Source organism: Streptomyces violaceusniger Tu 4113 (assembly GCF_000147815.2).
In the GTDB taxonomy this organism is placed as follows: domain Bacteria; phylum Actinomycetota; class Actinomycetes; order Streptomycetales; family Streptomycetaceae; genus Streptomyces; species Streptomyces violaceusniger_A.
This window is the reverse complement of record NC_015957.1, coordinates 2,617,916-2,632,164: the sequence shown is the minus strand read 5'-3', so window position 1 is coordinate 2,632,164 and position 14,249 is coordinate 2,617,916. Positions and strand designations below refer to the sequence as shown.

General features: G+C 68.9%; 11 protein-coding genes. 3 read left to right on the top strand and 8 right to left on the bottom strand.

What is annotated here, in order from left to right; genetic code table 11:
* Window positions 1–36 precede the first annotated feature (36 nt).
* Window positions 37–351 (bottom strand): hypothetical protein, encoded by a 315-nt coding sequence (locus STRVI_RS46250; RefSeq protein ID WP_014055824.1) that lies wholly within the window; start codon window positions 349–351, stop codon window positions 37–39.
* Complete coding sequence (locus STRVI_RS52575) at window positions 327–500, bottom strand: hypothetical protein (protein WP_167543201.1); 174 nt, start codon at window positions 498–500, stop codon at window positions 327–329. The genes STRVI_RS46250 and STRVI_RS52575 overlap by 25 nt, the downstream gene beginning before the upstream one ends.
* Before the next feature lie 552 nt (window positions 501–1,052).
* On the opposite strand from STRVI_RS52575, the gene STRVI_RS11530 reads away from it, so the two are divergent.
* Complete coding sequence (locus tag STRVI_RS11530; protein WP_251982589.1) at window positions 1,053–3,923, top strand: AfsR/SARP family transcriptional regulator; 2,871 nt, start codon at window positions 1,053–1,055, stop codon at window positions 3,921–3,923.
* A gap of 415 nt (window positions 3,924–4,338) precedes the next feature.
* On the opposite strand, the gene STRVI_RS11525 is transcribed toward STRVI_RS11530, so the two are convergent.
* The 6 genes from STRVI_RS11525 to STRVI_RS54125 all read right to left on the bottom strand — a co-directional run bounded on the left by STRVI_RS11525 (window position 4,339) and on the right by STRVI_RS54125 (window position 11,026).
* Window positions 4,339–5,256: an alpha/beta hydrolase gene (locus tag STRVI_RS11525; protein WP_014043566.1), complete on the bottom strand. Its 918-nt coding sequence runs from the start codon at window positions 5,254–5,256 to the stop codon at window positions 4,339–4,341.
* Window positions 5,257–5,712: 456 nt separating this feature from the next.
* Complete coding sequence (locus tag STRVI_RS11520) at window positions 5,713–7,884, bottom strand: integrase (protein WP_014043568.1); 2,172 nt, start codon at window positions 7,882–7,884, stop codon at window positions 5,713–5,715.
* Window positions 7,881–9,599 carry a hypothetical protein gene (locus tag STRVI_RS11515; protein ID WP_014043569.1) on the bottom strand — a complete coding sequence of 573 codons (1,719 nt, stop codon included), beginning with the start codon at window positions 9,597–9,599 and terminating at the stop codon, window positions 7,881–7,883. The genes STRVI_RS11520 and STRVI_RS11515 overlap by 4 nt, the downstream gene beginning before the upstream one ends.
* The gene (locus STRVI_RS54130) at window positions 9,599–9,874 is read right to left on the bottom strand and encodes a hypothetical protein (protein ID WP_251982588.1); all 276 of its coding nucleotides are present in this window, start codon (window positions 9,872–9,874) and stop codon (window positions 9,599–9,601) included. The genes STRVI_RS11515 and STRVI_RS54130 overlap by 1 nt, the downstream gene beginning before the upstream one ends.
* Entirely contained in the window at window positions 9,778–10,728 is a 951-nt protein-coding gene (locus tag STRVI_RS11510) for a hypothetical protein (protein ID WP_251982587.1), read from the bottom strand. The genes STRVI_RS54130 and STRVI_RS11510 overlap by 97 nt, the downstream gene beginning before the upstream one ends.
* A 28-nt stretch (window positions 10,729–10,756) precedes the next feature.
* A complete protein-coding gene (locus STRVI_RS54125; protein WP_251982586.1) occupies window positions 10,757–11,026 on the bottom strand; it encodes a hypothetical protein in 270 nt (89 codons plus the stop codon).
* Between the two features lie 14 nt (window positions 11,027–11,040).
* On the opposite strand from STRVI_RS54125, the gene STRVI_RS11505 reads away from it, so the two are divergent.
* Both STRVI_RS11505 and STRVI_RS11500 read left to right on the top strand, forming a co-directional pair.
* The gene (locus tag STRVI_RS11505) at window positions 11,041–11,715 is read left to right on the top strand and encodes a recombinase family protein (RefSeq protein ID WP_014055820.1); all 675 of its coding nucleotides are present in this window, start codon (window positions 11,041–11,043) and stop codon (window positions 11,713–11,715) included.
* 552 nt (window positions 11,716–12,267) lie between these two features.
* Window positions 12,268–14,235, top strand: a complete 1,968-nt coding sequence (locus STRVI_RS11500; protein ID WP_078505220.1) for a sialidase family protein — start codon at window positions 12,268–12,270, stop codon at window positions 14,233–14,235.
* The last annotated feature ends 14 nt before the right edge of the window (window positions 14,236–14,249 follow it).

Genomic DNA, 14,249 nt, shown 5'->3' with positions numbered 1-14,249 from the left:
CGTCAACGCGGTCCTCGAAACGGCCCAGCGTGCGCATCAGAGCCGCCTCGGTGTCGAACTCAGCCCAGCGTAGTCCGACCACAGCCATTCCTCGGCGTCCTCGGCTCGGATGTGCTCGTGCCGCTTCACCGCCTCGGCCACGGCCTGCCGCACATAGACGCGGGCGCGGTCCTCGGCGTACTCCTTGACCTCGCTGCCGGAGCCCGGAACCAGCTTCTGCGCCCAGTACGTCGGGTTGACGCGGGTCACGTTCCGGCTGGGCCGGAAGAACTCGAACATGTCCTCAACGCGGGTGAACGACCAGCAGCCCAGGCCGCCACGCAGGGTCAGTACGCCGGGCCAGGTGACCACCTCGCACGGCCCCCAGGACGCCTTCGGGAACCGGAACGACAGGTGCCGGTGGACACCGTCATCGTCGCGCCGTCGACCTCGGAGGCGAACCGCTCCTCCGCCTCGGCCATCTGCTTCTTCAGCTCGTCGTACGGATCGATCTCGCTCACCCGGAGTCCTCGCCCCGGTTACCCCTGGCCGCTGGTGCTGCACAAGCACGAATTCACGGAATGTCGCACAAAACCGGCCGACCGGGGGAGAAACCGCCCGGTCGGCCTGTTGCGGTCTGAGAATGGCCCTGGTTCGTGCTGAACGCGTTTCCGCCTCAGGTCCTAGTCGCCCGGTAGCTACCGCTGGTGATGTACGCACCGTTGCGGCATTCCGCCTTCTGGTACTCCCACCGCTTCGGTCCGTTGATGGGCGAGCCGGAGCTGCAGGTGACCGAGACCGTCACGTAGTACCCGGGGCACTGCACGTGGAATCGCTCAGCGCCGCCGCTGCCAGCATTGTCGAACCACTCCGTGCACGCTGCCGCGGGGGAGCGCACCGCTGTGGTTGTCGTCGAGGCGGCCTGTGCGGGCACGACCATCGTGCCGACGGCCACGGCGGTTCCGAGCCCTGCACTTGCAAGTGCGTGACGCAGTCGCATCGTTTTCTCCCTATTTGTTGGAGACGGTTGGAACTGACATCACTGTGTTCGACGGGTATCGGACGATTCTTGGATGAACCTTGAATCGGCTGGTGGGGGCGGTTGTCCCGGGGCTAGGGTTCCGGCCGAGGGGGTGGTCGGGATGGCGGTGGAGTTCGGCTTACTCGGCACAATTGAGGTGCGCGTCGATGGCCGTGCGGCGGATGTGGGACACCTTCGGCAGCGGTGTGTGCTGGCCGTTTTGCTCGTGGATGCCAACCGGGTGATATCGGTCGACGAGCTCATCGACCGGGTGTGGGCAGGCCGGGCGCCGCAGCGGGTCAGGGGAACGCTGTACGGTTATCTGTCCCGTCTGCGCCAGACGCTGGAGGCCGCAGCGGAGGAGGTGCGGATCACGCGGCAGCCCGGCGGCTATGTCCTGGAGGTGGACGCGGCAGCCGTGGACCTCCACCGGTTCCGGGACCTGGTCGCGAAGGCCCGGACGGTCGGCGACGAGCAGGCGGCGGCGCTGATGGGACGGGCGCTGGGGCTGTGGCGTGGGGAGCCGTTCGCCACCGTGGATACCCCGTGGTTCTGCGATCTGCGCCAAGCCCTTGAGCGGGAACGGCTGTCGGCCGAACTGGATAGCGCCGACATCCGATTACGGAGCGGGCTGCACGGCGAGTTGCTGCCCGAGCTCACCGCCCGCGCCGGGCAGCACCCGCTGGACGAGCGACTGGCCGGTCAGTTCATGCTCGCCCTGTACCGCAGTGGACGGGCCGCAGACGCCCTAACCTGCTACCAGGATCTGCGGCGGCGGTTGGCGGGGGAACTGGGCACCGACCCCGGGCAGCCACTGCAGCAGTTACACCAGCAGATCCTCACCGCCGACGCGGCCCTGACCCTCCCGAAGCCAGAGCCCGCCCCCCGCACCGGGGCGGGTGCCCCGGTGCCCCGCCAGCTTCCCGGCCGACCGCGCTGGTTCACCGGCCGGGAGCACCAGTTCGCGGAGCTCACCAAGGCGTTGGACTCGGTGGGTGAGCCTGGCGGGACCGTAGTGATCTCCGCGATCGGCGGCAGCGGTGGGATCGGAAAGACCTGGCTGGCCCTGCACTGGGCGCACCAGAACATCGACCGGTTCCCGGGCGGGCAACTATACGTCGATCTGCACGGTTTCGATCCCTCGGGAGGCCCTGTCACACCGGCCGCGGCGGTACGCGGGTTCCTCGACGCGCTGGGAGTGGATTCCGGCGCCGTGCCCGGGGACGTGCAGGCTCAGATTGGACTGTACCGGAGCCTGGTCCAGGGCAAACGAATGCTTATCGTGCTGGACAACGCCGCCGACGCCGAGCAGGCGGCCGCGCTCCTGCCAGGCAGCGCCACCTGCGCGGTGCTGGTCACCAGCCGCCGACGGCTGGCCGGGCTGGCAAGCGCCCACGGGGCCCGGATGCTGACGCTCGACGTGCTGACCGACACCGAAGCACGGGAGCTGATGGGCCGCCACCTGGGGGAGGACCGGGTAGGGGCCGAACCGGAAGCCGTCGCCGCCTTGCTGGAGCACTGCTCGGGGTTGCCGCTGGCGATCAGTGTGGTGGGAGCCCGCGCTGCGGCTCATCCGGATTTCCCGCTGACAGCGCTGGCTGAGGAGCTCCAGGACGAGTCGGCGCGGCTGGACGGCCTGGACGCGGGTGACCTGACGGCCAATGTGCGATCAGCCTTCACTGTGTCGTACCGCGCCCTGACCGTCGGGGCGGCGGAGGTATTCCGGCTCGTTGGACTGGCCCCGGGGCCGGAGATCGGGCCAGCCGCCGGCGCCAGCCTCGTCGCCCGTCCTGTCACCGCCGTACGTGCGGCGCTGCGGGAACTGGAGAACGCACACCTCGTTCAGCAGTTCGCACCCGGCCGGTATCGCCTGCACGACCTGCTGCGCCTGTACGCGGCGGAGCAGGCTCACCGGACCGACCGACAGCAAGAACGCAACGTCGCGCTGCGGCGGCTGGCCGATTTCTACCTCCACACAGCCCGCGAAGCCGAACAGCTAATGCACCCGCATCGCACAAGAATCGAATTCCCTGAGCCGTCCGCCGACTGCCGGCCGCTGGCACCGGTGGATCAGGCGGAGGCAATGGCCTGGCTAGAGACCCAGCACGCCGGGTTGCTGGCAACCCAGCGATTGGCTGCCGACTCAGGCTGGTACGACGTGGTGTGGCGGATGGCGTGGGTACTGGACACCTTTCACCGCCGCAACGGCCATCTGCAGGCCCAACTCGCCGCCTGGAGAAGGGGGTTGGAGGCAACCCGGAAACTCGGCGACTCGGAGGCGGAGATCTTCGCCCGTCGCAACCTGGGCATCGCCTGCATCAGGTCCGACCTGCACGATGAGGCACTGGACCACCTTCACCAGGCCTTGTCCCTGAGCAAGACCTACGAGGACGTAGACCAGACGGTCCATACTCTCCTGGTGCTCGCCTATGCCTGGGAGCGCCAGGAGAACCATGAGCAGGCGCTTGAACACTCCCGCGACGCCCTCGCTCTTCTCCAGACATTGGAAAAGCCGGTCTGGGAGGCCCAGGCGCACAACCAGGTTTCCCTGTATTGTGCCCGGCTGGGCCAATACGAGGAGGCCCGCGTCCATGGCGAGACCTCGCTCGACCTGTTCCGCCGTCACCAGGAACGGGACGGCGAGGCAGACGTCCTTGGCACGCTGGGCCGCCTGGCCCACCAGAATGGGCAGCACACTCTGGCCCTGACCCGCTTCCAGCACGCACTGGCACTGCTACGGGAGATCGGCCACGCCTACGAGGAAGCCAACACCCTGGCCCACATAGGCGACGTCCACCATGCCCTCGGCCAACACGACCAAGCCGGTCAAAGCTGGCAGCAGGCGACCGATCTCTACCGAGTACAGCATCGCGAGGATGACGCCAAGCAGCTCCGGGACAAGCTGCGAGCCCTGAAACCATGAACCGCCCAGGGCTACGGGGCTGAATGCGGGCATCCTGTTCGGACCCGGCTCAGTCGTCGATGGAGTGCCGTACCTGCGGCGCGATGCTCCGAGCACGAAACCCGGAGTGGATCGCGAACCGACTCGAAAGTGTCGGCAAACGATCGTCTGCCGACACTTGGGGACGTGATCACGAACCCGCAGGTGGGCAGTGTCGGAAACTCGCGTCGGAAAACAGCGTCGGTGAACGGTGCACCCGATAGATTCCGACACATGCTCATCGGCTACGCGCGATAGCCGGGCATGAGACGTGTCCGGTCGATCGATGTCGACTGCGCGCCTGATGGTTTGCCGCCCACGTCGGCGGGAGTGCGCGAGGCTGTGTCTCACGTAATCGACCTCTGGGACTGGGATCCTTCGAGATCGCGGTCAGTCCCTACGATTGCGTAATCCGGTCGCGCAGCCAGGAGTCGACGCTGCTGAGCGCTGTCCTGGCCATTGCCGTGGGGTGGGCCGTGAAGCCGTGAGGTGAGTCGGGGTAGACCCGGAGCTCGACGTCATTGCCAGCCGCTGACAACCGACCTGCCAGCGCCAGGTTGTCTTCCAGCAACACGTCTGCGCTTCCGACGATCAGCAGCGTTGGGGGAAGCCCGCGAAGAACGCCGTAGATGGGAGAGATGTCGGGAACGGTGCGGTCTTCCACATGGCCGGCGTACGCCTGGATGAAGTATTCGTCCGCGATGCGGCGACCGGCCGGGGTTCGTGCGCTCAGGTCGTAGGTCCCGAATTGGAGTGCCGCGCCGGTGAACTGACCAACGGTATCTCTGTCCCTCAGCCGGAGCAGGGTCGCCAAGGCGAGTGTGGCTCCCGCGGAGCTCCCGCCGATCGCAAGTCGGGACGTTCCGAAGCGGGCATCGGCTTCTTCGACGAGCCAGAGCGCCGCTGCTTCGCAGTCGTCGGGTGCCGCTGGCCACGGGTGCTCGGGGGCCAGCCGGTAGTCGACGCTGACAACGGCGAGGTGGAGGGCGTCTGCGAGTTCGCGGTTGCGTTTGTCTCCTCGCGCTGCGGAGTCCATGTAGAAGCCGCCGCCGTGTATGTCCAGGTAGACGCCCTGCGGCGGACCGTCGATAGGAGTGAAGATTCTGACAGGGACGCGTGCTTCTGCGGCTTCGATCGTCTCTTCGATGGCAGGCGGATCGGCGGCAGGAGGAGCTGACCTCTTCGCTCGGACATCCTTCAGCTCCTCCAGTGAGCCGGGGCCACGGCCTGCCGCCCTCGACTTGTAGAAGTCGCGAGCTTCATCGAGCTGCTCCGCGGGCACGTCAGCGAACAGTGCGTCCAGCGCGAGTCGCACGCGCCCTCCTCATCACTCGGGTCTAACTCCACGCTATCGAGGAAGTGTGCGGACTGACGCCACCGGGGTGGCGTCAAGCTGTCGTCGAAGCGTGGTGATCTCTTCGTGCTGGGCTGCGAGGCGGGACAGGGCTGTGGCCTGGAACTCCTTCAGAGCGTCTAGCCTCAGTGTTCTTCCTGCTGAGGCGCTCGCGCAGAGTGGCAACCTCGGCCTTGAGACGTTCGATCTGAGCCAGGCGTGGGTCGGGCTGCTGTCCGGCTTCCTGGGCGGCTTGGCGCTGACGGTCGAACTCGGCCTTGAGGTGTGGGTAGGTGCGGTAGAGCGTCGCTCGCGGTACTCCTGCGAGGGTGCACAAGCTCTTGACGTCGCACTTCAGCCCGTCGGGAACGGGCCCGGCGAGAAGTTGCCGCATCGCGTTCTGAATCCTGGCCTCGGGTTCCGCTTGGGGGTTGTGCATCATGAGCGCGGCTCCTCGTCAGGGTGGCCGGCAGCGTCGATATCGGCGACGATGCGAGTGGCACGGTCGAAGGCGGCCTGGGCTCGGGCCCGTTCGGGCTTGGAGAGTCTGGGGTTGCCGAGAAACACGGCCCGAGTGCTGTCGGCGTGTTCGGCCCAGATCTGCCGGTGCTGGGGGTGGTGGGTGGCCTGCGGGCAGCGGGCCGAGTCGCACATCCCCATCAGCGGCTCGGCTGCGTCCGGGGTGCCGGCGATTTTCAGGCACAATGCCTTGCCCGGATCGGAGAACCAGCAGTAGTTGCCGACACCGAGGTGCAGGGTCTTCGCCTTCGCTTTGAGGACTCGCTCGACGCGCCGGTCGTCGATGACGGTGACCGGCCCGGCGTCGTGCCGCCCCAGGACTTGGTCGACGGCCCTGAAGGCGCCAATGAGGTCGCGGGCGCCTTGGCCGCTGGGCAGGATGCCGCGCTGGTAGTCCTCGTAGGCGGCGACGGTCAACCGCAGGTGTTCGGCTTCTTCCTCGGCGGCGACTTCGGCGGCGAAGGCGGCCTGGTGTCCGCCGGGGCGGGCGGCATAGCCCTCGGCTGTGGCGACGCTGGCATGCTTGAGGTGCAGTTTCACGGCCATAAGGCCGTGCGGGCGCTGGGCGATGGCCATCGCGAGCGTGCGCCGCAGAGCTCGGGGATTGACCGGGCCGTCGGGGATGGGCTCCAGGCCGAGCCGCTGTCCGTACTCGCCGTTCACCCATGCGCGCAGGGCGGTATAGCGGCTGTTGCTGTTGTTGGATGCCTTGGCGAACAGCCGCTCACCCGGGGCGGCGCCTGTGAGGGCTTCGGCGGTGGCGATGGCCAGGTGCACGTCTTCGGTGACTACCCACGCGTCCTCGGTCCCGCCGAATACCTCGCCCTTGATGCGGCGGGAGACCAAGCGGTAGCGGGTGCCGCCGCCGGGCCGCTGTTCCTGCTGGCGGCAGTTGCTCGTCAGTTCCGCCAGTTCCGAGGAACGCATCCCGGAAAGCGCCGAGGTGAGGAAGTAGGCGGCAGAGGTGACGGCATGGACCGTGACGTCCAGTTGGTGCCGGGCCATCGGCAGGGCCCAGGGCACCGGGGTGCCGTCATCGGGGCGGGACACCAGGGCTGCATCGCGGCACCAGGGCTGCTGAAGGCCGCACTCACTTACCCACCGTTCCAGTTCGGGACGGAGTCTCTCCAGGTCCCTGCGGTGTCCCATGGCTCCCGCCGCCTGAACGACGAGCGGATGCCACGACATGTGCAGGAGCGGGTCGCCCGCGTCCCATCCGCGCTTCAAGCGCTGAGTGACGGTCGCGTCAGCGGCCCGTGCAGCGGCAAGCCCGGTCTCTCGCCGTCGCTCGATGACCTCGCGCAAGCCATCGACCTCAGTGACCAGCAGGCCGCGCCGCGAGGCGGCCTCACGTTGGTCGGCAGCGCGGGCCACGGCCGCCTCGGCCACCAGCAGCGGGCCGATCGTCTCCAGCAAGTACAGACAGTTCGCCAGTAGAGGCCGCAACAGGGTGTCCGGGACCGGCGGCACCCGGTTCTCGTCACTGCGTACATATCCCGTGACCTCGTCCGCGCTGCGGCCCGGCCACGGGGTGAAGCCCGGCTGGTAGCAATCGCTGAGGATCTCTGTATAGAGGACGAGGAACTGTGGAATGCGGACCATCGCCACCGTGGTCGCGGGTGACAGCAGCCGGTCAGGGTCGGTGGCACTGCGCGAGGCAGCCGCGAGATAGACGTCGCAGTGATGCTGGCGGACCTGCGACAGCGAGGTGATGCCAACCGCGGTGAGGTGGTTGAACCACAGGGCCAGGTGCTTGAGTTCGGACCAGAGGGAGTTCGGGTTCAGTGGGGTGCGGAACGCCTGCGGCAAGACGGCCACGTCCGGATGGAGCGGGGCCATCCGCGCCATCAGGTACTCGCGGGCAACCTGCCGCCAGCGGGGGTTGATGATGGCGGTGAAGTCCAGGATCTTGCGGTGTGCGCTCATCACCACCGGGGCGTCGGCGAGGCCGGTCAGGTCCCAGACATCCTGGTCGAATACGGGCCGCGGGCTGCCGGGCTCACGCCGCAGGCCGGCGGTCTCGATGACCGGGAGACCGTGGAAGGGGCGCCGCCCGGCCAGGGCCGGGGAAGAGGCATGGGCGGTCGTCACTGGGGCTGTTCCTCCAGGTGCAGCGGCAAGAAGGCGGCGGTCTCGGTGCTCTGCCGGGTGACGGCCTCGATGGCGGCCGGGCCGAAGCGGGGCAGGATGTCCTCGTCCAGGCGGGCCGTGTATGGCCCGAAGATCCGCAGGAACTGCGTGGTGGTCATCTGCTGGGCCTGCCGGGAGAAGTACGCCTTGAGCCTGAGCAGATTGGGCAGGTGACGGGTCGCGAACGCGGCGAGCGGACACAGCAGACACACCCAGGGCCGGGCCGGACACAGGGTTCCCGCCGGGGCGCGCGGGCCGTTGAGCGGGCTGGCGCACGCGGCGACGAACATGTCCTGCTCACCGGAGAGCAGAGCCTGGATGGCCGCCGCGTCCAGACCGGCTTCCTCGACCAGGCGAGGGAAGCCCGCGGCGAACGCGGCAGCGTCCTCACCGCTGATCACGACCGGCGGGCCGGCCTTGCGCCGCACATCGCCCTGGGCCTGCTCGATGACGCCCTCAAGCGCGTCCAGCTGGGCCGGGGTGTGAGAGCTGAGGTAGTGATCTCCCTCGACGCGGGCGCTGTGGTTGGGGTCGATCGTCGTGCGGCCGGTCCAGGCCGTGCGGTCGCGCCGGTGGTGGTAGGTGGCCCTGACCCGGCCGCCGTGCACCGGAAGGGACTGCCCGTCGTCGCCGAGCACGCCCGAGGACTCCATCCAGGCCCGGCGCTGGCGCTGGCCGCGGGGGCGGTCGAAGATCCTGCCCTGCCCTCTTCCGAGTCCGTCGCGGCCCACATAGATCCATACACGATCAGCCAAATCCCCGGCGTGCTCACGTAGTTGGGCTGAGTGCTCCAGCCAGCGGTCCAGCAGCCGCACGGCATCACGGGGCAGGTTGAGCGCCTCGTCCCCGGTGCGGCCCTTGCGGTAGGAGAGCAGGACGGTGTTCGCCGAGGTCCGGGTGATGTTGTCGAGTCGCAGGGCGTCGATGCCGTCAGGGACGATGCCCGTGCGCATCGCAAACAGCGTGAGGTAGGCGAACGCCGTCTCCGAGGCCGGGAACAGCGCGGCTTCGACCGCTGCGAGCTGAGCCCGGTCAACACCGGCGCCCATCGTGCCGAACCGCTCGATGGCCTTTCTCGCCTCCGCGGGGCCCGCGTGGAGCCAGAGCCAGGCGAGGTTGTCGAAGGTGACGCCGTGGACGGACGGATCGGCACCCCGGCCGGCTGCCTCCTGCGCCTGACGGTGTGCGCGGCGGGCCGCCGCGATCTGTTCGGTGCAGGAGGCTTCCAGCCGCCGCCATTCACCGTCGCTGTAGGGCTGGTTGGGCCGGCTCTTCTGCACCTTGTTGATCCGCCGCCCGGCCAGGTGACGGCAGATACCCGGGTCCAGTCCTCCGGCTGTCTCCTGGAAGGCGTCCAGCACCACGCGGATGCGCCGTTCGCGGTGGTAGTCGCAGGTCAGCCAGTACTGGACCAGAGTGCCCGGGGTCAGATCGGCAAGACCGCCCGTGACACCCCAGGCATCGAGGTCGCGCGCCATCCGGCGCATCGTCGTCATGTACTGCCGGGCCACCGAGCGGGTGCGGATCGGCCCGTGCGGATGCGTGGCCGCAACCAGTCCCACGGCCAGGTCCGTGGCAAGCTGCTGGTTCGGCAGATCGTGCAGGACACCGTGGTGGATGACGCCGTCCGGCAGCGTGAACAGCACCGCCAGGGGGTGCTGGATCTCGGCTGGCATCAGACCTCGCCCTCGAACTCGGCGACCGCGTCGGCATCCACGGTCAACGCGCCTCCGGCGGTCGCGTAGGCGTCCCGGTAGATCCGCTGGATGTCGAGCAGATGCAGATACGCCTGAGTAGTGGCGGCACTGGTATGTCCTAACAAATCACGCAGCACCAGCAGGGGATCGGCCTTGGTCAGATAGAGCGCCAGGGCGTCGTCGCCGCCCGTGTCCACGACGAGCTGGGCGGCCTGCTGGTAGTAGCCGCGTACCAGCCGCTCCAGCGTGGCCATCGCGAAGGTGTGCCTGGTGACATGGGGATGGACATGTGGGAAGGACGACTCAAAGCGGTCCCGGATCCGTAGCGCGGTCCGGCGCAGAACGGTCGCCCAGTCGACGAATGGCTTCCGCCGGACTGCACTGCCAGCAGGGCGCTGCCTCCGCCGGGTGCCACCAGCCGCAGCCGCTCGGCCGGGGTGAGGGTGTGCCAGCGGCGTCGCATTCCGTTGATCAGCGCGCCGTCGTGAGTCGGGGCCTCGACGAACAGCGGATCACAGGGCTGCCAGCGCGAGCCCTCCGCCGCCGCGGCCCGCTCCCAGCCGATGTAGTCGTGGACCCGGGCCAGGTCCTCGTAACCGATCCACGTCGACCGGCCCTTCCTGCCCTTCGCCGTCGGCGGAGCGAGCACCAGCGGCACCGGCACCGCCGTGCGGCGGCGCGGCAGCGGCGGCAGCTCGTAGACCGTCAGATGCGTGAACTCCTGCGACCGCAGCCCGCTGGACAGCGCCAGGCCGATCACGGCCGCGTTGCGACCGGTCTCCCGCCCCCGGAACGAGACATCCCGCTCACCCGCCGGGTCGTTGCCCGCCAGGGCCTGCATCAGCAGCTCAGCGTACGGCCTCTCCAGGTACTTCCGCGTCGCGCGCGCGTTGCCCGAACGCACCGTCGCCAGGTTCCTGGTGACCTCCACCCGCGCACCGTCCGGGCGGGTCATCGACTGGCGCACGTAGGAGAACGGGACCGTCGGCGCGTACCCCTCGGCCGCCGCCCACCGGTAGAAGGACGACAGCGTCTTGACCGCCAGATTCCAACTCGCCGAGCTCAGCCGCACCTCCAGCGGCCCGGACAGCCGGTACTCGGCGTACATCGACAACGCATCCCGAAGCCGCTGCCGATCAGCGAAGACCGGGATCCGGCGGGCGCCCGAGAAACTCCACCCAGCCCTTGAGCGCCTGGGCGTACGTACGCCACGACTTCGGCGACGGCGCCCCGCTCACCGGTAACTCCCGGAGCCACAGGTTCATCACCACCGTCGGCCGAGGCACCGCAGCGTCCTCGAAGCAGAGGTCCTCGTCGATGAGGACGGGCATGGTCTCCCGGATGACGGGCCGCTCGTACAGGCCCCACTCTTCCCACCCGGCGGAACTGAAGTAGTGCAGGATCACGGAACGAACCTGGAGTGAGGCACGAGACAGAGCAAGAGCTAACACTCGTACGAGGGACAGAACTTCACCCTCACGAGACACGCTCAAACCGCAGAGCTAACGCGCGGGTCTCGACCGCCGACCAGAACCCCGATCATCAGATCGACGCCCTACTGCGGGCCGGGGTCGACCGCGACAACATCCACGTCGACACCGCGAGCGGCGCGAAGGCATCCCGGCCGAAGCTCGACCTCGTGCTCCAGTTGTTGCGCGAGGGCGACAGGTTGAAGGTCACCCGGCTCGACCGGCTCTCCCGCTCCCTGCTCCACCTGGTGACGCTCGGCGCCGACCTGCGCGAGCGCGGCATCGGGCTGCACGTGATTGAGCAAGGCATCGACACGTCCACGATGGAGGGACGGGCGATGTTCGGGATGCTGTCCGTGCTGGCCGAGCTCCAGCGCGAACTGATCGTGGCGAACACCAACGACGGGCTTGCCTCCGCCCGCGCCCGGGGCCGAGTTGGCGGGCGCCGGCCGAAGCTCACCGAGGACCAGGCCGCGCTCGCCCAACGGCTCTACGACGAGCGAGAGAAGACCGTCCAGCAGATCGCCGACATGTTCAGCGTGCCAAGGTCGACGGTGTACGGGCACCTTGACAAGACCAAGACCGTGCCCCGCCAACCCAAGAAGACCGCCGCCCCGAAGTCCTGAAATCAACCAGCGGGTTACTTTGCCCCTGGGGACAAAGCTGGGAGTCCGGGGCCGTGATCACGGGCTTAGCGTTAATGGCTGTACCGCTGCTACTCAACCCCGATGACCGCGGCCATCGAGGAGCTCGAGCTGTCCCGGTCGCTGCTGGACAGGGTCATCACCGCGGGCCAGTCGGTCATGAACTGACCGAAGCGGGCGCGGCCCGGGGCAGCAGGGCAGCCGGGGGCGGGGAGCAGCCCGGGGCAGTGGGGCAGCCAGGGTGCGGGGCCTGGCCCGGAGTAGTGGGGGCGGCCGGGGGGCGGGGCGCGGCCGGGGGCGGGCGCCGTCCTCTCGCGCCCCGCCGCACCTCAACTGGCCTAGTGTCACGAGGATATGACGCACGGTCCTTGTCCCGGACGACCGCAGGACGAGACACTTTCTGCCGCAGTCATGTGTGAGACATGGGATGTCTTGATGTCCTGACGGTGTGATGCCTCCTGGCGTGATGCCCGACGGCCTTGACGTCCAGATGCCGGTGCCTCCATGAGGCAGTCTGAAGGGCAGGCCGTGACCATGGCGTCAGTTCTCCGCACACGTCCCCGCACCAGACCACCCCACCCCCGTGCCAGACCATGGCGGCGCCGCGCCTCCGTGCTCCTCACCGCCGCGGCGCTGGCCCTGATTCCGCTTCCGGTACGGGCCGCGGACACGGATTCCTCCGCGTCCGCGGCCCGCGCCGACTCCGGCTTCGAACAACAGGTCCTCTTCAAGTCTGCCCAGGAACAGGGCTACTCGTGCTTCCGGATCCCGGCGATCGTCAAAGCCAAGGACGGCTCCCTGCTCGCCTTCGCCGAGGGCCGGGTCGACAACTGCGGCGACGCCGGGGACATCGATCTGGTCCTCAAGCGCTCCACCGACGGCGGCCGCACCTGGGGCCCGCTCCAGGTGATCAACGAGGGCGGCGGCGACACCCACGGCAACCCCGCGCCCGTCGTGGACCTGCGCACCGGCCGCATCGTGCTCGCCAGCACCTACAACACCGGCCGCGACGACTCCCAGAGCTGCGACGTCCCCTGTGACCGCTCCCCGCATCTGCAGTACAGCGACGACAACGGCGCCACCTGGTCGGCCCCGCGCGATCTGAGCTCCTCGCTGATGCCGCCCCAGTGGAACTCCTGGTACGCCACCGGCCCCGTCCACGGCATCCAGCTCCAGCGCGGCCGGCACAAGGGCCGGCTGCTCTTCACCCTCAACACCGAGAGCTACAGCGGCGGCCGCATCACCGACAACCATGCCGCGCTCGCCTACAGCGACGACGGCGGCAACCGCTGGCGCATCGGCGCGATGGACACCTACCCGCTCACGGAGGACGGCACCTTCCGTCAGAAGCCGTCCGAGATGACGCTGGTGGAGCGCGCCGACGGATCGGTCTACGTCAGCGGGCGGGAGCAGGACGGCACCGATCTCGGCCACCGCGACTACGCCATCAGCCGGGACGGCGGCCAGAGCTTCACCGGGCCCTTCCGCACCATCCCCGATCTGCCCACCCCCCAGGTGCAGGGGTCGATCCTGCGGCTGCGCGATCCGGCCCGCGACGGCCACAGCAGGCTGCTCTTCTCGGCCCCCGCCGACCCCGACCGCCGCCGCACCATGATGGTCCGCTCCTCCTGGGACGAGGCCCGCACCTGGGACGGTGTCGAGCGCGGCAAGGTCGTCACCACCGACTGGTCCGGCTACTCCGACATGGTCGCGGTCTCCCGCGACACGGTGGGGCTGCTGTACGAGGGCGGTGCGGTGGATGCCCGTGACGAGATCCGCTTCGCCCGCTTCACCGAGGACTGGCTGGGTCCCCGCCAGGCGCCCGCCCCCACCACCGACGACCGCGCGTCCGGCGCCCGGTCCGCGACCGTGCTCGGCGGCGCGGCGGCGCGCGGCGACGGCCGCTTCGGCGGCGGGATGTCCTTCGACGGCACGGACGACGCGGTACGCGTCCCGTACCGGACCGCACTGCCGCTGGGCACCCGTGACTTCACCGTGAGCCTGTGGTTCCGCTACTCGGCCGCCTCCGGGCAGCATCCGTTCCTGTGGATGGGCGGGATCGGCACCAAACAGCCGCAGGTCTGGCTGCGCGGTGAGCCAGGGAGCAACCGGATCCGGGCGCTGATGACGACGGTCAACGGCTTCTCCACCTTCACCAGCGCCTCGGTGTCCAGCGACGCCGCGTACAACGACGGGCAGTGGCATCACCTCGCCCTGACCCGCAGCGGCGGACGACTCTCCCTCACCGTGGACGGCGGCACGGCCGTCACCGCCCCCGATGCCCCGGGCACCGTGAGCCGCACCGCGCCGTTCGGCCTCCACCTCGGCCAGGCCGTGGACGGCCGCTCCCATATGACCGGCGATCTCGATGAGTTCCGCCTGTACGGCCGCGCCCTGACCGACACCGAACTGCGCCGCGTCCGCGAGTTCAACGCCCCGCTCGACGACTCCGGCGCCCTCGTCCACCTCCCCCTGGACCGCGTGCGGTCATCTCATCACTAGCCGCCCACCATCAG

Excerpts from the sequence above, each read along its gene's own strand:
- STRVI_RS11530 (WP_251982589.1), top strand. The coding sequence starts at position 1,053 with ATGAACCTTGAATCGGCTGGTGGGGGCGGTTGTCCCGGGGCTAGGGTT.
- STRVI_RS11515 (WP_014043569.1), bottom strand. The coding sequence starts at position 9,599 with ATGCCAGCCGAGATCCAGCACCCCCTGGCGGTGCTGTTCACGCTGCCG.
- STRVI_RS54130 (WP_251982588.1), bottom strand. The coding sequence starts at position 9,874 with ATGGCCACGCTGGAGCGGCTGGTACGCGGCTACTACCAGCAGGCCGCC.
- STRVI_RS11510 (WP_251982587.1), bottom strand. The coding sequence starts at position 10,728 with ATGTACGCCGAGTACCGGCTGTCCGGGCCGCTGGAGGTGCGGCTGAGC.
- STRVI_RS11500 (WP_078505220.1), top strand. The coding sequence starts at position 12,268 with ATGGCGTCAGTTCTCCGCACACGTCCCCGCACCAGACCACCCCACCCC.